Source organism: Azoarcus sp. PA01 (assembly GCA_001274695.2).
Classification (GTDB): Bacteria; Pseudomonadota; Gammaproteobacteria; order Burkholderiales; family Rhodocyclaceae; genus Aromatoleum.
Genome location: LARU01000005.1, coordinates 178,840 through 198,068 on the forward strand (window position 1 = coordinate 178,840; position 19,229 = coordinate 198,068).

Below are 19,229 nucleotides of genomic sequence, written 5' to 3' on the forward strand. Positions count from 1 at the left end.
ATGGCCCATCTCCAGCTCATCGACACCTCGATCCGCGACGGCAACCAGAGCCTGTGGGGCGCAACCGGGCTCAATACCCCGCAGATCCTGTCGATCGCCCCGATCCTCGACCGGGTCGGTTTCCGTGCCATCAATTACGCCTCGAGCACGCACATGGGGATGGCGATCAAGACCCACCGCGAAGATCCGTGGGAGCGCATCCGCCTCACCCACGCGGCGATGCCCAACACCCCGTTGGAATTCATCGGCACCGGGCTGCGCTTCATCTCCTGGGAGAGCCAGCACCCCGAGTTCATGCAGCTCGTGTATGACCGGCTCGTGATCAACGGCATTTCGCGCTTCATCGTCATGGACCCGATGAACGATGCGCAGGCCATGCTCGAATCGGCGCAGATGATGCGCAAGGCCGGCGCCAGCGAGATCATCGCCGCCCTGACCTACACCATCAGCGTCGTGCACGACGATGCCTACTACGCCAGCTTCGCCGCACAGCTGGCCCGCTCGCCCGACATCGACCGCCTCTACATCAAGGACCCGGCCGGCATCCTGACGCCCGAACGGGCGCGCACGCTGATCCCGGCGATCCAGGCGCAACTGGGGGCAAGGCGCTGGAACTGCATTCGCACTGCAACATCGGGCTGGCGCCGATCACCTACATGACTGCCGCCGAGTTGGGCATCGATGTGCTGCAGGTCGGCTGCGGCGCATTGAGCAGCGGCACGGCGCTGCCGAACGCGCAGCGCGTCGTCGCCAACCTGCGCGAACTGGGCCACACGGTGGACGTCGACGACCGTGCGCTGGCCCTGGTGTCGGACTACTTCACCCGTATCGCCGCCGCCGAGAACCTGCCGGTGGGCATGCCCCAGGAGTTCGATGCCGCCTTCCTGCGCCACCAGGCCGCGGGCGGCTACATCTCGACCACCCGGCGCCAGCTCGCGGAGTTGAAGCTCGAACATCGCTTCGACGAGGTCATGGAAGAGCTGAGCCGGGTGCGCGCCGAACTGGGCTATCCGATCATGGTCACGCCCTTCCCGCAGATGCTCGGCTCGCAGGCCTTCTACAACGTGATCGGCAACGAACGCTACGCCAACGTCTCGGACCAGGTGATCCGCTACGTCCTCGGCAATTTCGGCCGCCCGACCGGCGTCATCGACCCCCAGGTGAAGGACCGCATCCTGGCCCGCCCGCGCGCGAAGGAGCTGATGAACGAGCCGCCGCTGCCGCCGCTGGCGGAAATGCGCCGCCAGTTCCCGCCCGGCATTTCGGACGAAGAGTTCCTGCTGCGCGCGACGATGCCGGCGGAACAGGTCGAGGCCATGATCGCCGCCGGCCCCGCGCGCCGCCACTACAACCCCGACGTGCAACCGGTGCTGAAGCTGCTGCGCGAGCTGCAAACCCGCCCGGGCGTCTCCGACATCGTGATCGACAAACCCAATTTCCACCTCGAACTGCACGGCAACGGCAGCCAGGAGAACGCCAATGCGTGACGACAGCATCGCTTTTGCCGGACCGGACATTCCCGCGACCACGCTCGCCCGCCTCGGCCGCACCCGCGGTTTCGTCTTCGACATGGACGGAACGCTGCTGCTCGGCAACGAGCGTAACCATGACATGAAGCCGCTCCCGGGCGCGCTGGAAATCACCCACTGGCTGAGCGAGCGCGGCATTCCGTTTGCCATCTTCACAAACGGCACCACGCGCTCGCCCGAAGAGTACGCCACCACCCTGCGCAAACTCGGCTTCGCCCTGCCCGATGCGGCGATGATGACACCGGCGAGCAGCGCAGTGGATCTGTTCGTCCAGCGCGGCTACAAGCGCGTGCTGGTGCTCGGCGGCGACGGTCTGGCGATGCCGCTGCGCAAGGCGGGCATCGAGGTCGTCGCCCCGGTGGGCCGGCCCCAGGCCGATGCGGTGCTAATCGGCTGGTACCGCGAATTCACCATGAACAACCTCGAAGCGGCCTGCTACGCGGTCTGGGGCGGGGCACAGGCCTTCAGCGCTTCGCAGGCGCTGTTTTTCGCCACCGCGGCGGGCAAGACGCTGGGCACGTCCCGGGCCATTTCGGCAATGCTCAAGGATCTGACCGGCTGCCGGGTGCAGGTCGTGGGCAAGCCCTCGATCCATGCCCTGAGCGCTGCGGCCCGCCGCCTCGGGGTGCGGGCCAAGGACCTGGCGGTCGTCGGCGACGATCCCGAACTGGAAGTCCCGATGGCGCACCGCGGCCGCGCGCTGGCGGTCGCGGTCCATACCGGGCTGGGCGATGCGGACTCGTTCTCGCATCTGCCGCCGGCGCGCTGGCCGCACCTGACCGTGCACGGCGTCGATGAGCTGCTGCGCGTGCTCCAAGGCCAGACGCTTTAGCGCCCGCCATGCATCCGGCGCCCGATCAATCCCTTCCCCCCGGCGCCGGCTCGCAGCGGCCTTCCCTTTTTTCCAGTACGAGCCGGACATTCCGGTCCAGCGATCCACGCAACGGAGGCGCAGTGCAATGAAACCGCCCGTAGAACAGGCACTGAAGGAGATCGAGCGCGTCGTCGGCGCGGAACATCTGCTGACCGACACCGCAACCCTGTCGCGATATTCCGTCAACATGCTCGCCACCGCCGACATCCTGCCTGCCGCCGTGGTGCGGCCGGCATCGACGGCAGAGCTCCAGCAGGTGCTGAAGATTGCCAACACCTGCAAGACGCCGGTATGGACCTTGAGCGGCGGGCAGAACCGCGGCTACGGCATGGCCTGTGCCGCCACCCCGGGGACCCTCATCATCGACCTCAAAAGGATGAACCGAATCCTCGAGGTCAACGTCGAGCTCGCCTACGCCCTGGTCGAGCCCGGCGTCACTTTCGCCCAGCTCTACCGCTACCTCAGGGACAACGACATTCCCTTGTGGATGGATGTGCCGAGCGGCAGCCCCGAAGGCTCGTGCCTGGGCAACATCACCGAGCGCGGCGCCGGGTACACCCCGCTGGGGGAGAAGTTTCTTTTCAGCTGCGGCATGGAAGTCGTCCTCGCCGACGGACAGGTGCTGCGCACCGGCACCGGAACGCTACCGAACTCGCAGACCTGGCAGGTCTTCAAGTGGGGCTACGGACCGTCGCTCGACGGCCTGTTTACACAGTCCAATTTCGGCATCGTCACCAAAGCCGGCTTCTGGCTGATGCCGCGCCCGCCGGCCTACGAACCGCTCGCGGTGACCATGGACGATCCGGAGGCGGCCTACAAGGCGGTCGAAATCCTGCGTCCGCTCAAGCTCAACATGGTCATCCCCAACGGTGCCTGCGTCACCCACGTGCGCAAGGCGCTGGGACTGACGGCGTGCTGGGGCGAGGGGAAAAACATCCTGCCCCGGGTCAGCCGGCGCTTCGATTACCCGGCAGAAACCCTGAAGGCATTGAAAGAGACGTACGCGCTGGGTGAATGGAACTTCGCCGGCGCGCTCTACGGCCTGCCGGAAACCGTCCGGACCTATCGCGGAATCGTCGAAGACGCGTTCCGCTCGGCCCTTCCCGGCTGCCGCTTCCTGAGTGCGGAAGAACAGGCGGCGAGCCCCTACTGGCGGGCACGGGAAAAGGCGATGCGCGGCGAGCCGCTGTGGGAATTCGACATGTCGGACTGGGAAGGCAAGGCGGGGGCGCTGTGGATCTCGCCGGTCGCTCCGGTCACTAACGAGGCCGTCGAACAGCAGATCCGGATCGCCGAAGAGACCTACGCGAAGTACGGCTTCCATTATGCCGCGGAGCTGATCCTGGGGACCGGCCGCGATCTGCACCATATCATCTGGCTGCTGTTCGATCGCAGCGATGCCGAAGAGCGCCGCCGCGCCGAGCTGTGCGAGCGGGAAATGTACGACCGCTACTGCGAGGTCGGCTACCTGCCCTACCGCACCGGACTGTCCACCGGCGACTACCTGATGCGCAAGCTCGGGCCGTTCCGGGACATCTGCCACGACCTGAAACAGCTCTTCGATCCGAACAACATCCTGTCGCCGGGCAAGTCGGGAATCGACCTGGCCCATCGCTCATGACCGGGCAGCGGAGGTGCATTGCATGAAGCAGAATCTGACTGGAAAAGTCGCTTACGTCTCCGGTGCGGCGGCGGGAATCGGCGCCGCGATTGCCCGGGCTTTCGCGGAGGAAGGCGCGTCGGTGCTTCTCGGGGACGTCCAGGAGGCACGCGGCGAGGCGCTTGCCGCACAGATCCGGGACCAGGGCGGCAGGGCCGCATTCATTCACCACGACGTCGCCGACGAAGCGCAATGGGAACGCGCGCTGGCACACGCAGTCGCGCAGTTCGGCGGGCTCGACATCCTCGTCAACAACGCGGGCATCGAGCAGACCGGCCTCCTCGCCGACGTCGAGCTCGCCGACATCAACCGGCTCCTCGCCGTCAATGTGGCCGGCGTGATCCTCGGCCACAAGCACGCCATCCGGATGATGCGCCCGGGCGGAATCGCGGGCAAAGGCGGCAGCATCATCAACCTGTCCTCGGTAGCCGGACTGATCGGCACCCCGGCGCTGGGCGTGTACAGCGCCTCGAAAGGCGCAGTGCGGCTGCTCAGCAAGGCGGCCGCGGTCGAGTGCGGCCGTCTCGGCCACGGCATCCGGGTCAATTCGATCCATCCGGGCCTGGTCGATACCGACATGGGCAGCAAGCTCGTGGATGATTTCGTCGGCCTCGGAGTTTTCGCCGATCGCGAAACGGCGCTGCTGCAAATGCGCGAAACCTATCCCATCGGCCGCACCGGCGTCCCCGGCGACATTGCCAACGCCGCCCTCTTCCTCGCCAGCGAACAATCGAGCTGGATCACCGGAACCGAAATCGTGGTGGACGGGGGCATGACGATTAATTGATCCCCCACCCGCCCGGACAAGCCAGACCAAAGGAGAACATTATGCTGCTCGAAGGAAAGACCGCACTCGTCACCGGGGCCGGCAACGGCATCGGCCGCACCATTGCCCTCACCTACGCTACCGAGGGCGCAAATGTCGTCGTTTCCGACATCAATGACGAATGGGGCCGGGAAACGCTCGCCCTGATCGAAGCCAAGGGCGGAAAGGCCATTTTCCAGCGCGCCGACACCGCCCGCGCCGAAGACCATGACGTCCTGATCGCCGCGGCCAAACGCAACTTCGGCCGCCTCGACGTGGCCTGCAACAACGCCGGCATCAGCGGCGAATTCACCCCCACGGCTGAAACGAGCGATGCCCAGTGGCAACGCGTCATCGACATCAACCTGTCGGGCGTGTTCTACGGCGTTCGCGCACAGCTGCGCGCGATGCTCGAAACCGGCGGCGGCGCGATCGTGAATATTTCCTCCATCGCCGGGCAGATCGGGATCGAAGGAATCACCCCGTACACCGCCGCCAAGCACGGCGTTGTCGGCCTGACGAAAACGGTCGCCTGGGAATATGGCAGCAAGGGCATCCGCATCAATTCGGTCGGCCCGGCCTTCATCAATACCACGCTGGTCCAGAACGTTCCTCCCGAAACGCGCAAGCAGCTCGAACAGATGCACGCCCTGCGCCGCCTCGGCGAAACCGAGGAAGTCGCCAATCTGGTCGCCTGGCTGAGCAGCGACAAGGCCAGCTTCGTCACCGGCAGTTATTACGCGGTCGACGGCGGCTACCTGGCACGATGACCGTCATCGCCCATTAAAATCAATCAAAGGAATATCAATGTCCGAGCAGGTTCAGGTAATTGGGGTGGGCATGGTCAAGTTCGTCAAGCCCGGCACCCAGGAGCCCTACGAAATCATGGCGTCGAAAGCCATTCGCGCCGCCCTCGCGGATGCCGACGTGCCCTACGACAAGATCCAGCAGGCCTACGCCAGCTACGTCTTCGGCGACAGCGCCTGCGGCCAGGCCGCGCTGTACCGGGTCGGCATGACCGGCATCCCGCTGTTCAACGTCAACAACAACTGCTCGTCGGGCTCGTCGGCCCTGTTCCTCGCCCGCCAGGCGGTGCTCTCCGGCAGCGTCGACTGCGCGCTGGCGTTCGGCTTCGAGGAAATGCGCCCGGGCGCGCTGGGCGCGGTGTGGAACGACCGTACTTCGCCGCTGCTCGAGATGGAAGATCAGCTCGAAAAGATCGTGCCGGGCGTACCGCCGGCATCCAACGCCCACCGCCTGTTCGGCTCCGCCGCACTGGCCTACATCGAAAAGACCGGCGCCAATCCCGACATCTTCGCCAAGGTGGCAGTGAAGACCCGCAAGCACGCGATGAACAACCCGCTGGCAATGTTCAACCAGCCGCTCACCGTCGACGAGGTCATGCGGTCGCCGGTGATTTTCGCCCCTTACCTGACCCGCCTCGAAGCCTGCCCGCCTTCCTGCGGCGCGGCCGCGGCGGTGGTGTGCAGCGAAGCCTTCGCCCGTCGTCACGGCCTCACCCGCGGCATCCCGATCCTCGCCCAGGCGATGGCGACCGACCGTCCGGCCCGCAACGACAATTCGATCGATCTCGCCGGCGCCGACATGACCCGCAACGCCGCCGCGCAGGTGTACGCGCAGGCGGGGATCGGCCCGCAGGACGTCGACGTCGTCGAGCTGCATGACTGCTTCACCTCGAACGAGGTCATCACTTACGAAGGGCTGGGACTCTGCGGCGAGGGCGAGGCCGAAGGCTTCATCGCGCGCGGCGACAACACATACGGCGGCAAATACGTCATCAATCCGTCCGGCGGGCTGATGTCCAAAGGGCATCCGCTGGGTGCGACCGGCCTCGCTCAATGTACGGAACTGGTGTCGCAATTGCGCGGGGAAGCCGGCGCGCGGCAGGTGGATCGCGCGCGCCTTGCGCTTCAGCATAATCTGGGGCTGGGCGGCGCCTGTGTCGTGACCCTGTACGGGAAAAACGCCTGATCGGAATCGCATTCACTTTATTCGAGCGAGGGTGGGATCGTGATCACGACAATTGTCGAATACAAGCTTCCTTCCGCCCTGGGCAGGGAAAAAATCCTTGAAAAATTCCAAGCAGCCCGGGAAAAATTCATCAACACCGAAGGCTTGTTGAAAAAATATTTCTGCTACGACTCGTCCGACGGCACGGGGACGAGCGTTTACATCTGGAAAAACTTGTCGTGCGCGGAAGCTTTCTTCACGCCAGAAATGCTTCATGCGTTCGAAAAGACTTTTGGATGCCGCCCCACGCTCAGGCATGTCGATACGCTCATGACCCTCGACAACACGACCGGCGAAGTCGCTGTTTTCAGCAGCTGAGCGGGCAGCAAATACCGCAGCGCTTTTCACAAAAGGTAAATTGCATGAGAGCGATCAGATTACGTAACCCCGCGGGCCTCGACCGCCTTGAGCTGGTCGAGCTTCCCGATCCTGGCCAGCCCGGACCGGGCGAGATCAGAGTGAGGATTCACGCCAGTTCCCTCAATTTCCACGACCTTGGGGTCGTCATCGGCGCCATGCCCGCGGCCGACGGGCGCATCCCGATGTCCGATGGCGCCGGAGTGGTCGAGGCAATCGGTGAAGGAGTCGATGAATTCGCCGTGGGCGATGCCGTGGTCTCGACTTTCTTTCCGCAGTGGCTGGAGGGCGAGCCCCGCATCGCTGACTTCTCGACCACTCCCGGCGACGGCGCCGATGGCTATGCATGCGAGTTCGCCGTTCGGCCAGCGACTGCCTTCACGCACGCACCGCGTCACTACAGCCACGCGCAAGCCGCCACGCTGACCACGGCCGGACTCACCGCATGGCGTGCGCTGATCTGCAACGGCGGCCTGAAAGCCGGCGACAGCGTACTCGTGCTGGGTACGGGCGGCGTTTCGATCTTTGCGCTCCAGTTCGCCAAGGCGATGGGCGCGACCGTGATCGCGACCTCTTCCTCGGACGAAAAACTCGAGCGTGTCAAAGCTCTCGGCGCCAACCACGTCATCAATTACCGCCGTGAAACGGATTGGGCTTCGCGCGTGCTCGATTTCACCGGCGGCCGCGGCGTCGATCACATTGTCGAAGTCGGAGGACCCGGCACCTTGGCTCAATCGATCCAGGCCTGCCGGATAGGAGGTCACATCGCATTGATCGGCGTGCTCACAGGGGGAGCAGGGTCCGTGCCTACGGCGGCGCTGATGAAGCGCCAGCAGCGCCTGCAAGGGCTGATTGTCGGCAATCGGCAACATCAGAACGAACTGGTCCGTGCCATCGAAGCGACCGGGATTACGCCAGTCATCGACCGCTCATTCGCGCTCAAAAACATCGCCGATGCGTTCCGTCTGCAACAGGCGGGACGGCACTTCGGGAAAATATGCCTGGAATTTTGACCGCATCCCGATAGCCTTCCTGGAGACTCACAGTGATCTCGAGAAGAGTTTTTCTACAAGGGTCGATGGCAATGGGAGGTTTGGCACTTGCCGGAGTTTCGCTCCCCGCCCTCTCTTCCGCTCCAGCCCTTGGCCAGGACAAGACCTCCTTGTCCCTTTTTTCCGCAATCTACGACGGCGGTTTTTCCGCCAGCGCAGCTTTTGGCGCTGCAGCGAGGCAGCAAGGCCACTCGATCCATGACATCGAAGGAGACGTCGCCGGATTCTGGATGGATCACCTTGCCGAACAGTGGCAGCGCGCGCCCGTGGCGATTGCCGGTCTGACCCACGCCAGCGCTCTGTTCGTGCTCGAACGCCTGGGCTGGGATCATGGTTTGCGCGTCATTTTTCGCGCTCGCCATGACGTCCAGGCCCACGGCCATCTCGAACATCGGTTGTCCGGCCCCGCTCCCATGCTGAATGCGTTCGAAGCCGCCATTTCGCGGGATGTCAGCCTTGGCGTTTGCGTGGCTGGAATATTGTCCCATTGTCACGCTGCGGAACAGGCTTCATCAGCAACGTCGATCATGGCGCGGTCCCGCCCCGGAGCGGGCAGCGATCACGGCAATATCCCGCTGGTTTCGTGGGTCATTGCCCCACAGTCTTCCTTTGCTTCCGCATGTAATGATTTTGATACTGTCGAGAGGATCCTCTAATGAAACTTCCGAAAGACGTCAAGGCTGAAGACTTTAACGCCGCACTAGAAGAATTTCGTCGTGTCGTGGGTGAAAAATGGCTTTTCATGAGCGACGAGGACATGCATCTTTACCGGGATGCCTATTCCCTGCAGTGGGGAGAGCCCAATGAACTGGTCGCTTCCGCGGCGGTTGCTCCGGAAAATGTCGAGCAGGTCCAGGGCGTGGTACGCGTTGCCGCCAAATACAGTATCCCGCTGTTCGCCATTTCCACCGGCAAGAACCTGGGCTACGGCGGCTCTGCTCCGAACATGGCGGGCAACGTCATTGTCGATCTCAAGCGCATGAATAAGGTCATCGAAGTCGATGACAAGAGGAACTTCTGCATCGTCGAGCCGGGCGTCTCCTACTTCGATTTGTACAAGTACATCCATGAGCGCGGCTTCAAGGTCATGATGGACGTACCCGACCCGGCTGGGGCAGCCCGCTGGGCAATGCGCTCGACCATGGCGTGGGCTACACGTGGATGAATTATCGCGACCACTTCGGCTCTCATTGCGGCATGGAAGTGGTGCTCCCCGACGGCGAGGTCATGCGCACCGGCATGGCGGCGATACCGGGTTCCAAGACCTGGGCTGAAAACAAATACGGCTATGGCGCCTATGTCGATGGCCTGTTTGCTCAGTCCAATTTCGGCATCGTCACCAAGATGGGCTTCTGGATGCAACCGCAGCCGGATCACTTCCTGAGTTGCCTGGTGAAGGTCCCGAAATACCGCGACCTGATCCCTCTGATCGACGGCGTCAACAAGATGGAAGACCAGGGCCTGGTCGGCCATCCGCGCTACAGTTGCCCGATGGATCCGCTTTGCATGCAGATGGAGCCGGAGATATACAAACCCACGCCTGAACTGATGGCGCTCAACAGCCATCCGGGTGGCTCATCGGTCGAGGAATACCAGGCCTACGCCGAAAAACAGGGCCACGAATTCTGGAACGTCGTGCTGAATTTTTACGGCCCGAAGGAGACCGTCTTTGCCAACTGGGAATACGCGAAAAAAACGGTTTTCGCCTCCATTCCCGGCGTCCGCTTCGAAGAAATCGAAAACTATGCGTTTCCGCTCGAAAACCCGGAAGCCATCAAGAAGGTCCGCAACAAGGTCGCGCTGGGCATTCCGAACATGTCGATCTTTTCTATCGGCGCGCGCTCCGCGGCGATGCCGCAACCCGGAGACGGCCATGCATGGTTTTCACCGATCGTCCCGCGCAATGGTGAAGAATTCATCTACGCACACGGGGTCTTCACCAAGGCCGCGCGCGAAATGAACATCACCTCGGCCCCAATCAGCGTCACCAACGTCCCGATGTCATGGCAGTACCGCACCTACCTTTACCTGTTCCCGGTTTTCGTTTCCCGTTCCGACAAGGAGCGCAACAGGAAATCCATAGACGACTTCAACAAGCTGATCAAACTAGCCGCCGAAAACGGCTGGTCAGAATATCGCACTGCCCCCATATTCCAAGATGCGGTTGCAGCAACTTACTCCTTCAACAACAACATCCTGCTGAAATTCCAGGAGCAGCTCAAGGACGCCATCGACCCTCGCGGTATCCTAGCGCCAGGGCGTGGCGGGATCTGGCCCAAACGCTACCGGGAGAATTCATGATGAAAAATTTACTTGGCGCGTGCGCCGCCATGTTGATAATGATTGCATCCTGCCCGGTAGGAGCCAGCGGACAGACAGGGGCCGAGCGCGGCCAGGCAGTATTCCAGGAATGGTGTGTTTCCTGCCACGGCACCGGCCCCGGTCATCCGGGAACGCAGGCCCTTGATCTTCGCTATCAGGGCTCGCTGCCGGGGGCGCTGGAACAGCGCCTCGACCTGACCCCCGAGACCGTCGAGGCATTCGTGCGGAACGGCATTTCGGTCATGCCGTTTTTCCGCAAGACCGAGATCAGCGATGCCGAACTCGATGCTCTGGGAGCCTACCTGTCGCGCAATAACCCACACTAGTACTACAGCCGGAGTTGGGAACGTCGTTTGCAGATCGGTAAGAGCCAGAAATGGGAGGCTCAGAGATACAAGCGAAACTGTTACTCAGAAGACGGGAAGTAAGGCGACAAAATACAATGTATTTTTACTTATTTTCAGCATCTTACGTTCAAACTATGGACGAAAGAGTTACCTAACTAACTGTCTTCTGAGTAAGAGCGTGGCAGTCGGAGTTCGAGCGCGTCAACGAGTGAATCGCCGACTGTTTTGCGCGCAGCGAACCGCGTGATCGAGCGCGGGTGTATCTTCGCGTTCTGCTCGAACCGCTCGAGCGTAAGAACGGTTGGCAGTTGGCTGAGGCTGCGGGCGACCGCAGTCCCGATGGCGTGCAGGATTTTCTGGCACGCACCCGCTGGAGCGCGGATGCGGTGCGAGACCAATTGCGGACCTATGTGATTGAGCACTTGGGCGATCCGGATGGGGTGCTGGTGCTCGATGAGACCGGATTCGTCAAGAAGGGCGAGCACAGCGTCGGGGTCCAACGCCAGTACTCGGGCACGGCCGGGCGCATCGAGAACTGCCAGATCGGCGTATTCATGACCTATGCAAGCCAACAGGGCTATGCATTCATCGACCGCGAACTGTACCTGCCCAAATCGTGGGCGCAGGATGCGAAACAGCGGCGCGAAAGGCACGTGCCCCATGAAGTTGCCTTCCATATCAAACCGCAGATTGGCCAGGCCCTGCTCGAGCGCGCCATCGAGACGGCGGTGCCCTTTGCCTGGGTGACCGCCGACAGCGTCTATGGCAGCACGTGGTCGCTGCGGCAGACGATTGTTCCAGCCGGGCGCGGCTATGTCCTGGCCGTCACGAGCGGCCAAGTATGGGGATGGCCGTACCAGACGGTCGCCGAGCACGCCGCGTCCTTACCCGCCGACGCTTGGCGGGAAGATCAGTTGTGGGGCAGGCGCCAAGGGGCCGCGTCTGTATGAATGGGCATATCGGCAGGCAAAGCCAAGCGAGGGCTTCATTCTCGGATTGCTGGTCCGGCGCCACCGGCGGCGCCATGGTGAGCGTGCCTACTACGTCACGTACGCCCCGCTCGGCACGACGCTCGAGAAACTCGTCGAGGTCGCCGGCAGCCGCTGGACCATCGAATCTGGATTTGAGCAGGCCAAGGGCGAAGTCGGCCTGGATCAGTACGAAGTGCGCCGCTATAACGGCTGGTATCGACACATCACCCTCGCGTTGCTCGCGCATGCCTACCTGGCGGTGGTACGCGCTCACAGCAGCGGGAAAAAAAGCCGGTCCCGCGCTGTGGCGCGCGCTCTTGCCGCTCACCGTGCCCGAAGTACGCCGGCTGCTCGTCGCGTTGGTCCTGGTTCGCAGAATCGCGCCGGCGGCTATCCGCATGTGGTCACGATGGCGACGCCGACACCAGCAGCGCGCCAAGCAATGTCACTGGGCTAAGAGAACGGGGGCCTGAGAACAACTCCGGTTGTAGTACTAGGCCGCCTCGAGTTCCAGGTGCACGCGCCGGCCGAGGGCCGTGGCGATATTCACCAAGGCATCGAGCGAGAAACGCGAAACGCGCCCACGCAGCAGATCGTTGATGCGCGGCTGGGTAACGCCGCAGTGCTCGGCCGCCTCGGCCTGCGTCCATTCGGCCGCCTTGATGATCGCGGCGATTTGCCGCATCAGTTCGGCCCGTGCTTGAAGGTTGGCGGCTTGCTGGGGGGTATCGGCAACAGCGTCCCACACGCTGCTGAAAGTCTCTGCATTGGTCATTCGGCACCTCTCATCAGGTCAGTGTATCGCTTCCGGGCCAGATCCACGTCGCGCTTGCCGGTGGCCTGCGTCTTCTTCTGAAAAGCATGAAGCACATAGACGACATCGGCCAGGCGTGCGGTGTAGATCACGCGGTACGTGCCCGAGTCGTCCCATACTCGAAGTTCCTCGACGCCCTTGCCGATGCTCGGCATCGGCTTGAAGTCGTCAGGCTGCTCGCCGCGCTGCACCTTGTCTAGCTGGTAGCCGGCATCGTGCCGGGCATCCTCGGGAAACTCCCGCAGACATTTGAGCGAGTCGCCGAGGAATCGAAGTAGCTTCATGGCTTAAATCATATCCGTTTGGATATAAAACGCAAGCCCAGCAGACTGCCGTCGGGGCCGCGCCACGTTGACAGAATCGATCTCCCTCCGACTACCCCTGTGGAGCAATACCGACCTCGCCGAGCTCGTGACCGCGCCAAGCGAAAAAACTGCCTCGGCATGAGGCGGGCTAGGGTAAGAGAGTTGCATCAGTCACGCGATCCGCGCCGTGCGCCTCGGCTTCTGCTCGTGTTCCTGAACGTGCTTCTTCTCCTGCGCCTGGGTGCGCTCGCGCTTCTCTTCGGCCTCGCGGATCACACGGCCGACCTCGGCTTTCACTTGGCGTTCGACCCCTTCCCTGCCGAGCGCGCTGCGCGTCGCAAGATCGTTGAAATCGGTATGCGCCTTCATCTGCTCCAGCGCGGCCAGTTGCTTGTCACTGAGCTGGGCGCGTTTCAGCTCGGCCGTCTGCTGCTCGGTGAGCTTCCCCCCCTCGGGGTCCTTCTGCGCGTCCTCCAGGGCCTTGGTGGCCCGCAAGTGCTCCCGGTAGATGTGCGGGGTAATCGGGGCCAGGGCGGCCGGGTAAGCGTTCTCACCCGGCGCGAAGATCGGGAAGAAGGCTTTCCCGTCCACGGCCTTTGCGGCTTCCTGGGCCTTCAAACGGCCGGAATTGACGCCCTGCGTCAGCTCCAGTTGCCGGTCGTCGTCGCCCAAGATGATTACCGGCTTGTCGGGAAACTTCTCGTGCAGAGCCTGGGCCACTGCGGGCAGATTCCCGGAATCAAACGCCGCGACGGTGGCGAAGCCCAGCGCCTCGGCGTTGGTGGCCGCCGTCGCGTACCCTTCGGAAAGGACCAGCGCCGGGGCCTGGGCCAGCGCGTCCATGCCGCCGACCGGATGGAAGCAACCTTCCTTCTTGCTGTCCTTGGCGAAGCGTTTGGTGCCGTCGTCCTGGATGTACTGCATCGTCCACTGCTTGCCATCGACGTCGAAAGCCGGGATGTAGGTCTTCTGCCCGTCCTTGTCGGTGAAGACCCCGGTATGGGCCTGAATGCCCTTGTTGCGCATGTAAGGGGTCAGATCGCCAACCGGCACCAGGTCGGCCATCTGCTTGCCGACGCGCTGCGCGCTCGCTTCGTGCAGGCGGTCTTGCTCTTCGGCACGGGCGACCAGCTTGCTCGCTGCCTCGGCCGCCAATTTGGCCTTCTTCTGGGGATCGAGGGAATAGCCCTTCGACTTCCATTTCATCTCGATCCCGGTGCGGTTGTTCTTGATGTAGCCGGCGGGATGGCCGTCCAGGTGGCCGACATAGAATCCCGCCTGCTCGCCCTTCTTGTCACCCTCAACGCCGATCCGGTGCTTCGCACCGTCCATGTTGGGGTGCTCGCCGTTCACATCGCAGCCCATCGAACGCAAGGCATCGGCGAACTCTTCGCGGGGGCTCATCGCGGGGGCCTGCTGCGCCGGCACGTTGTCGGGGAACCAGCGTTGCAGCTTCTCCATGTCGGCCTTTGGCCCGACATACCAGGACTTCGCCGCCTTGTCCCAAGCGGCGCCGGCCGCCTTCGCGGCGCCGCGCTCGCCATATGGGACGGCCAGATAGACGCGCTCCTGGGCGGCCTTCTGGCCTGCGCCCTGGTCTTGGGCCGGCATGTCGGCTGTGCGGGCCTGGGCGGCTCCTTGCGCCCATTTGGCGAAGGGCGCTGCGTCGACACCGGACGGGACGTACCAGGACTGTTCCTTGCGGTCCCAGCGCGCCCCGAGGGCCTTGGCCTCGTCCTTCTCCTTGTACGGAACATCGAGATAGGTCCGCTCGTCCTGGGCGTGCCGATCCGCCGCCTGCTTCTGCTGCTGCTCCAGCTCGGCGATCCGCTTCTGCATGTCCGCGTCGTTGAGCGTCGCGTTCATTTCCGCTGCCTTGCGCGCCTCTTTAGCCGCTGAAATGTCCTCGTCCGTGCTGCTGGGATCTCGCCGAACCCGATCCTCATGCGCGCGAGCCAGGATCGCGTCCCGCTCGTGCTCGTTGTCGGTCGAATTGGCAACGACAACCGCCAGACGGTATGCAAGCTGCTCGGCATCCTTGGGAGTGTCAAAGTCCTTCACGACTTCGAAGCGCCCATCGGCGCGTTGGGTATAGACGCTCCAGAACTCAGGGGCGACGCCCAAGTCTGCCGCAGCTGCCACGAACCATTCGCCGTCCACCTCATGCTCCGCATTGGCCTGAACCTGGATCACCCCATTCCAGTCGTGCGGCAGTCGCTCTTTGGGCGGCAGATCGAAAACATCGCTCGCCGCAACATCGAACGCTCCCATGTCCCCCATCTTCCGGACCTCGGCAACGCGCGCTTCCCGTAGAAGCTGTTCCACCGGCTCGATGACCGCCTCGATCTGCGCGTCCAGGGCATCGACATCCGCCGGCAGCTCATGCCGTGTCCAGAACTTGTTTTGCGTGTTAAGCGGCTGCATCGCATTAAGGACATTGGTGGCGCGCTCGATCTGAGCAAGGTTCGCGGTATCGAGGGCGTGCGCCAGCGTGCCACGCTCCAGGTGTCCCATCGTCCACGCCTCGGCTACATCCGGGGCCGCTTCTTGCTGCGGTGCCTGCTGCATGCTCGCCTCCTGTCCTTGTTGCATGATCTGGAAGAGCTGTTCGGCCTTCAATGTGAACGCCTGGACCAACCCTTTGCGCTCCAGATAGGGGGCACCCATTTCCGAGTGCTCCGGGTTAATGCCGAACACGGGGGAAAGGCGATCATGCGCCTTCTCCCAAAACTGGCCGGGATCGTGCCCCGTGACGCTGCCCACGGTCGTCAAGCCTCGGCTGCGCAAGGCTTCCTCCAGGGTTGCCCCCTGCAAGGCTTCGTAGTGGCTGAAAGTCAGGGCCGGGTCGTTAAGGACTTCGACGATGTCCACCGCCAACGCTTGGGCAACGGTGGCTTCCTCGTGCGCCTGGCTCTGCCCTTGGCCCTGCTCCTGCACCTGTTGTTGCTCGAAGGCCATCACATAGTCCTTGATCTTCTCGGCCTCGGCCGAGGCCCGGAAGATCTCCAGCGGGTCGTCCTCCAAAGCCTTGATCCACGAACCGACATACGCGGCATGCTGGCCGGGATCATGGCCGATGCCCAGCTCGTCGCCGACAATCATTGACGTGATCTCCGCGCGCAACTCTTCCTTGGCGTACCCCTCGCTGCCGAACGGGTGCACCAGATCGCGGTCCAGCCGGGACGCGTGCCCGGTCCAGTGCCCGAGCTCGTGCAGCGCCGTCGCATAGTAGTTGTCGGCGGTCTGGAACTGGCCCCGGTCAGGAAGGTGGATGCTGTCGGTCGCCGGCCGATAGAAGGCGCGATTATTCTCGCCGTGGCGGATGACTGCCCCCGAAGCTTTCAGGATGTGCTCGGCCCGCTCGACAGCATCCCACGTCTGTTCCTTGCGCTCGATGAGCGGAAGACCCTCGATCTGTTCCGCATTGAAAACGGTGGCGAAGAACACGCGCGGCCGCTCCAGCATCACGCTTTGCTTGACCGGCTCGCCGTCGCCATCCAGGACGGGCTTGCCGTGCTCGTCCCGCTTCTCCTGCTCTTCGCTGAACTTCCAGTATTGAACGGGGGTACCCTTCTCACCCTTGCGGACCTGGGCGCCGGCCGCCGCCGCCTGCTTGTAGGTCATCCAGCGGTTATCCGTGCGCCCCTGGCTCATCAGGTGGATCGCGTTGATGCCCTTGTACCGCTTGCCAGTCGTAGGATTGAACGGCAGGAAGCCGCCGGGCTCTCCAGGCTCCCAAGGCCGTTGCCACGGCGCCGTGCCCGCCTTGAGCTGTTCAATCAAGTTCTCCGCGACCGTTTCATGGAACGGTTTCTTGGCCTCTGCCATGACATCAACCCTCCTGCCGCTCGGTCGGAACGGTCGCGTCAACCAGATCAACATCGCTGTCGAGCGCGTCTTGTTCGCTCAAGGCGTCTTCCGCGAAGGCGCCAACGCGCTCGGCCTCATCCGGATCGAACTCGGCCTGATAACCGGGTGTCTGGGCGTCGATCAGCTTCTCGCGGATCACGTCCATCGCATTCATCAGATCATGGAGGATCGCGGCTTTGGGATCGGTAATCTCCTCTGTCATGGTCACTACTCCTGTTCGTGGTTGTTGTGGCGGCTGGCGCTGTAGTCGGGTCTGTCCTTGAGTTTCGGGTTCTTGCTCTCGGGATAGCTCTGCTTGCACATCGGGAAGTTGCTACACGCCCACCAGAAGACGCCCGGCTTCTTGGTGGGCCGGCGGATCAGGCCGTGCCCGCACGCCATGCACTTGTAGAGGCTGGAAATCGGCAAGGCCTCGCGGCCGCCGGTAATGGTCACGGCGCCGTCGTTCGCCTTCGCTACCTGGTCGCGAATGAAAGCCTCTTGCTTGGCGCTGAAGGCCGCCAGCTCGGCGGTGCCCTGCTCGATGCCCTTCAACATGCGTTCGTAGAGGGCAGTCAGAACGGGGCTCTTCACCACTTCCGGCAGGGCGTCGATCATGCTGCGCCCCAAAGTCGTGCTAACGATCTGCTTACCCTTGGATGCCAGGAACTCGCGGCGTTTCAGCTCGGAAATGATGGATGCACGGGTGGCGGACGTACCGATGCCGTCGCCCTCTCGCAGCATCTTCTTGTGCTCCGGATCAGGCACAAACTTATGGATGTTCTCCATCGCCCGGATCAGCGTGCCCTCGGTGAAACGGGCCGGCGGCTTCGTCTTGGCATCCTTCCGGGTGGCGTGCTTGCAGGTCACGCCGTCGCCCTTCTTCATGGCGGGAAGGCTCTGGTTCACGCTCTCGTCGGTGTCCTTGTCCGCGTCCTGCTCGTCGACTTCCTGATACACGTCGCGCCATCCGTTGCGGGTAACAACCTTGCCAGCGGCAACGAAGGTTTCCCCCTCGATATCTACGCCGACCGTAGTGCTCAGGTACTCATGGACGGGATAGAACTGCGCCAGGTACACCCGCACGATCAGGTCATAGATGTTGCGCTCCTTCTCGCTCAGGCCGGCCTTGCTGCCCTTGTGCAGGGTCGGGACGATCCCGTGGTGCGCGGTGATCTTCGAGTCGTCCCATGTCTTGGACTGCAAGCGCGGATCGGCGCCGGCCACCAGGCCGGCCAGCTCCGCGTTCACGTGCTGAATCGCCTCGAGGACGCGGGGCACGTCGGCGTGCTGCGACTCGGGCAGGTAGGCGCAATCGGTACGGGGGTATGAAGTCAGCTTGTGGGTTTCGTAGAGCGCCTGGCAGGCGTTCAGCACGTCCTCGGCGCTGTACCCGAACTTGTTGGAAGCGAGCAGAGTGATGTCCGACAGTGCGAACGCGAGCGGCTGGTGCTGTTTCTTGGCTTCTTGCTTGTATTCCGCGACGGCGCCGGCCCTGCCCGTCACCTTCGCCACCAGCGCATTTGCCGCGGCGGTGTCGACGAGCCGCCCCTCGGGATCAAGGCCCGGCTGATTCTCCTTCGCTCGCCAGGAGGCGAGAAAAGCGCCGCCAGGATGCTGAATCTCGGCCCGGATGGTGTGATACGGGACCGGCTTGAACGCCTCGATTTCCCTGTCTCGAGCGACAATGAGGGCAAGGGTCGGCGTCTGCACACGGCCCACCGTGAGGAGCGCCCGCGAGCCGCCGCGCTTCGCGCGCAGGGTATAGGCGCGACTGAGGTTCATCCCGATCAGCCAGTCGGCCCGCTGCCGCCCCCGCGCGGCAGCGGCCCAGCAACGATAAGCGCCGTTGTCCTTGAGAGCGGCAAGGCCACGCTTCACGGAAACGGAATCCTGGGCGGATACCCAAAAGCGGCGCGCAGGCTTGTTGCAACGGAAGTATTCCAGGACCTCATCGACCAGCAATTGGCCTTCGCGGTCGGGGTCGCCGGCGTTGACGATCTCGGCGGCTTCCTTGAGCAGCTTGCCGATCACGGCGAGCTGCTTCTTCGCGTCGTCCTTCGGCTTGAGAAGCCAGTCGGTCGGGATGATGGGCAGCTCGTCGATCCGCCAGACTTTCTTGCCGCTGCCGTTGCGGGGCATCTCGTCGGGCGTGTAGTCGTCGGGTTCGGCCTGTTCGAGCATATGCCCGAAGCACCAGGTCACGGTATCGTTGCCGCACTGGATGAAGCCGTGGCCTTTTCCGGTCTGACCCAGCTCGCTTGAGATGGCCTTTGCGACGGACGGTTTTTCCGCGATGAACAATCGCATTGT

General features: G+C 63.2%; 16 protein-coding genes and 2 pseudogenes. 13 read left to right on the forward strand and 5 right to left on the reverse strand.

Going from position 1 to position 19,229, the window contains the following annotated elements; translation table 11 throughout:
• The 13 genes and pseudogenes from PA01_20125 (at window position 1) to PA01_20185 (ending at window position 12,405) form a co-directional block, all read left to right on the forward strand.
• Window positions 1–1,487: pseudogene (locus tag PA01_20125) on the forward strand (biotin carboxyl carrier protein).
• Window positions 1,480–2,361 (forward strand): HAD hydrolase-like protein, encoded by an 882-nt coding sequence (locus PA01_20130; protein KAI5911922.1) that lies wholly within the window; start codon window positions 1,480–1,482, stop codon window positions 2,359–2,361. Before PA01_20125 ends, PA01_20130 begins: the two are co-directional and overlap by 8 nt.
• A 127-nt stretch (window positions 2,362–2,488) precedes the next feature.
• Entirely contained in the window at window positions 2,489–4,024 is a 1,536-nt protein-coding gene (locus PA01_20135) for an FAD-binding oxidoreductase (protein ID KAI5911923.1), read from the forward strand.
• 22 nt (window positions 4,025–4,046) lie between these two features.
• Window positions 4,047–4,850 carry a glucose 1-dehydrogenase gene (locus tag PA01_20140; protein KAI5911924.1) on the forward strand — a complete coding sequence of 268 codons (804 nt, stop codon included), beginning with the start codon at window positions 4,047–4,049 and terminating at the stop codon, window positions 4,848–4,850.
• Between the two features lie 41 nt (window positions 4,851–4,891).
• Window positions 4,892–5,638 (forward strand): glucose 1-dehydrogenase, encoded by a 747-nt coding sequence (locus tag PA01_20145; GenBank protein ID KAI5911925.1) that lies wholly within the window; start codon window positions 4,892–4,894, stop codon window positions 5,636–5,638.
• Window positions 5,639–5,675: 37 nt separating this feature from the next.
• Window positions 5,676–6,860: a lipid-transfer protein gene (locus PA01_20150; protein ID KAI5911926.1), complete on the forward strand. Its 1,185-nt coding sequence runs from the start codon at window positions 5,676–5,678 to the stop codon at window positions 6,858–6,860.
• A 39-nt stretch (window positions 6,861–6,899) separates the two neighbouring features.
• Window positions 6,900–7,217 (forward strand): hypothetical protein, encoded by a 318-nt coding sequence (locus tag PA01_20155; GenBank protein KAI5911927.1) that lies wholly within the window; start codon window positions 6,900–6,902, stop codon window positions 7,215–7,217.
• A 44-nt stretch (window positions 7,218–7,261) separates the two neighbouring features.
• On the forward strand, window positions 7,262–8,269 hold the full coding sequence (locus PA01_20160; protein KAI5911928.1) for an NAD(P)-dependent alcohol dehydrogenase: 1,008 nt from the start codon (window positions 7,262–7,264) through the stop codon (window positions 8,267–8,269).
• A gap of 149 nt (window positions 8,270–8,418) precedes the next feature.
• Window positions 8,419–8,964, forward strand: a complete 546-nt coding sequence (locus PA01_20165) for a hypothetical protein (protein ID KAI5911929.1) — start codon at window positions 8,419–8,421, stop codon at window positions 8,962–8,964.
• Complete coding sequence (locus PA01_20170; protein ID KAI5911930.1) at window positions 8,964–9,473, forward strand: FAD-dependent oxidoreductase; 510 nt, start codon at window positions 8,964–8,966, stop codon at window positions 9,471–9,473. Before PA01_20165 ends, PA01_20170 begins: the two co-directional genes overlap by 1 nt.
• Window positions 9,470–10,609, forward strand: a complete 1,140-nt coding sequence (locus PA01_20175; protein KAI5911931.1) for a hypothetical protein — start codon at window positions 9,470–9,472, stop codon at window positions 10,607–10,609. Before PA01_20170 ends, PA01_20175 begins: the two co-directional genes overlap by 4 nt.
• Window positions 10,606–10,956 (forward strand): c-type cytochrome, encoded by a 351-nt coding sequence (locus PA01_20180; protein KAI5911932.1) that lies wholly within the window; start codon window positions 10,606–10,608, stop codon window positions 10,954–10,956. Before PA01_20175 ends, PA01_20180 begins: the two co-directional genes overlap by 4 nt.
• Before the next feature lie 233 nt (window positions 10,957–11,189).
• A pseudogene (locus PA01_20185) lies at window positions 11,190–12,405 on the forward strand (IS701 family transposase).
• A 36-nt stretch (window positions 12,406–12,441) separates the two neighbouring features.
• Here the strand turns inward: PA01_20185 and PA01_20190 are convergent.
• The 5 genes from PA01_20190 to PA01_20210 all read right to left on the reverse strand — a co-directional run bounded on the left by PA01_20190 (window position 12,442) and on the right by PA01_20210 (window position 19,226).
• Window positions 12,442–12,723: a helix-turn-helix domain-containing protein gene (locus PA01_20190; GenBank protein ID KAI5911933.1), complete on the reverse strand. Its 282-nt coding sequence runs from the start codon at window positions 12,721–12,723 to the stop codon at window positions 12,442–12,444.
• Window positions 12,720–13,046: a type II toxin-antitoxin system RelE/ParE family toxin gene (locus tag PA01_20195; protein KAI5911934.1), complete on the reverse strand. Its 327-nt coding sequence runs from the start codon at window positions 13,044–13,046 to the stop codon at window positions 12,720–12,722. The genes PA01_20190 and PA01_20195 overlap by 4 nt, the downstream gene beginning before the upstream one ends.
• Window positions 13,047–13,238: 192 nt before the next feature.
• Window positions 13,239–16,895, reverse strand: coding sequence for a zincin-like metallopeptidase domain-containing protein (locus PA01_20200; GenBank protein ID KAI5911935.1), 3,657 nt, complete (start codon window positions 16,893–16,895; stop codon window positions 13,239–13,241).
• A gap of 4 nt (window positions 16,896–16,899) precedes the next feature.
• Complete coding sequence (locus PA01_20205) at window positions 16,900–17,139, reverse strand: conjugal transfer protein TraD (protein ID KAI5911936.1); 240 nt, start codon at window positions 17,137–17,139, stop codon at window positions 16,900–16,902.
• Between the two features lie 5 nt (window positions 17,140–17,144).
• Window positions 17,145–19,226 (reverse strand): DNA topoisomerase 3, encoded by a 2,082-nt coding sequence (locus PA01_20210; GenBank protein KAI5911937.1) that lies wholly within the window; start codon window positions 19,224–19,226, stop codon window positions 17,145–17,147.
• Window positions 19,227–19,229 lie beyond the last annotated feature (3 nt).

What these genes read in the sequence shown, in the direction of transcription:
- PA01_20175 (KAI5911931.1), top strand. Translation starts at nt 9,470, where the DNA reads ATGAATTATCGCGACCACTTCGGCTCTCATTGCGGCATGGAAGTGGTG.
- PA01_20130 (KAI5911922.1), top strand. Translation starts at nt 1,480, where the DNA reads ATGCGTGACGACAGCATCGCTTTTGCCGGACCGGACATTCCCGCGACC.
- PA01_20170 (KAI5911930.1), top strand. Translation starts at nt 8,964, where the DNA reads ATGAAACTTCCGAAAGACGTCAAGGCTGAAGACTTTAACGCCGCACTA.
- PA01_20160 (KAI5911928.1), top strand. Translation starts at nt 7,262, where the DNA reads ATGAGAGCGATCAGATTACGTAACCCCGCGGGCCTCGACCGCCTTGAG.
- PA01_20145 (KAI5911925.1), top strand. Translation starts at nt 4,892, where the DNA reads ATGCTGCTCGAAGGAAAGACCGCACTCGTCACCGGGGCCGGCAACGGC.
- PA01_20135 (KAI5911923.1), top strand. Translation starts at nt 2,489, where the DNA reads ATGAAACCGCCCGTAGAACAGGCACTGAAGGAGATCGAGCGCGTCGTC.
- PA01_20210 (KAI5911937.1), bottom strand. Translation starts at nt 19,226, where the DNA reads ATGCGATTGTTCATCGCGGAAAAACCGTCCGTCGCAAAGGCCATCTCA.
- PA01_20180 (KAI5911932.1), top strand. Translation starts at nt 10,606, where the DNA reads ATGATGAAAAATTTACTTGGCGCGTGCGCCGCCATGTTGATAATGATT.
- PA01_20190 (KAI5911933.1), bottom strand. Translation starts at nt 12,723, where the DNA reads ATGACCAATGCAGAGACTTTCAGCAGCGTGTGGGACGCTGTTGCCGAT.
- PA01_20140 (KAI5911924.1), top strand. Translation starts at nt 4,047, where the DNA reads ATGAAGCAGAATCTGACTGGAAAAGTCGCTTACGTCTCCGGTGCGGCG.
- PA01_20195 (KAI5911934.1), bottom strand. Translation starts at nt 13,046, where the DNA reads ATGAAGCTACTTCGATTCCTCGGCGACTCGCTCAAATGTCTGCGGGAG.
- PA01_20150 (KAI5911926.1), top strand. Translation starts at nt 5,676, where the DNA reads ATGTCCGAGCAGGTTCAGGTAATTGGGGTGGGCATGGTCAAGTTCGTC.
- PA01_20205 (KAI5911936.1), bottom strand. Translation starts at nt 17,139, where the DNA reads ATGACAGAGGAGATTACCGATCCCAAAGCCGCGATCCTCCATGATCTG.
- PA01_20200 (KAI5911935.1), bottom strand. Translation starts at nt 16,895, where the DNA reads ATGGCAGAGGCCAAGAAACCGTTCCATGAAACGGTCGCGGAGAACTTG.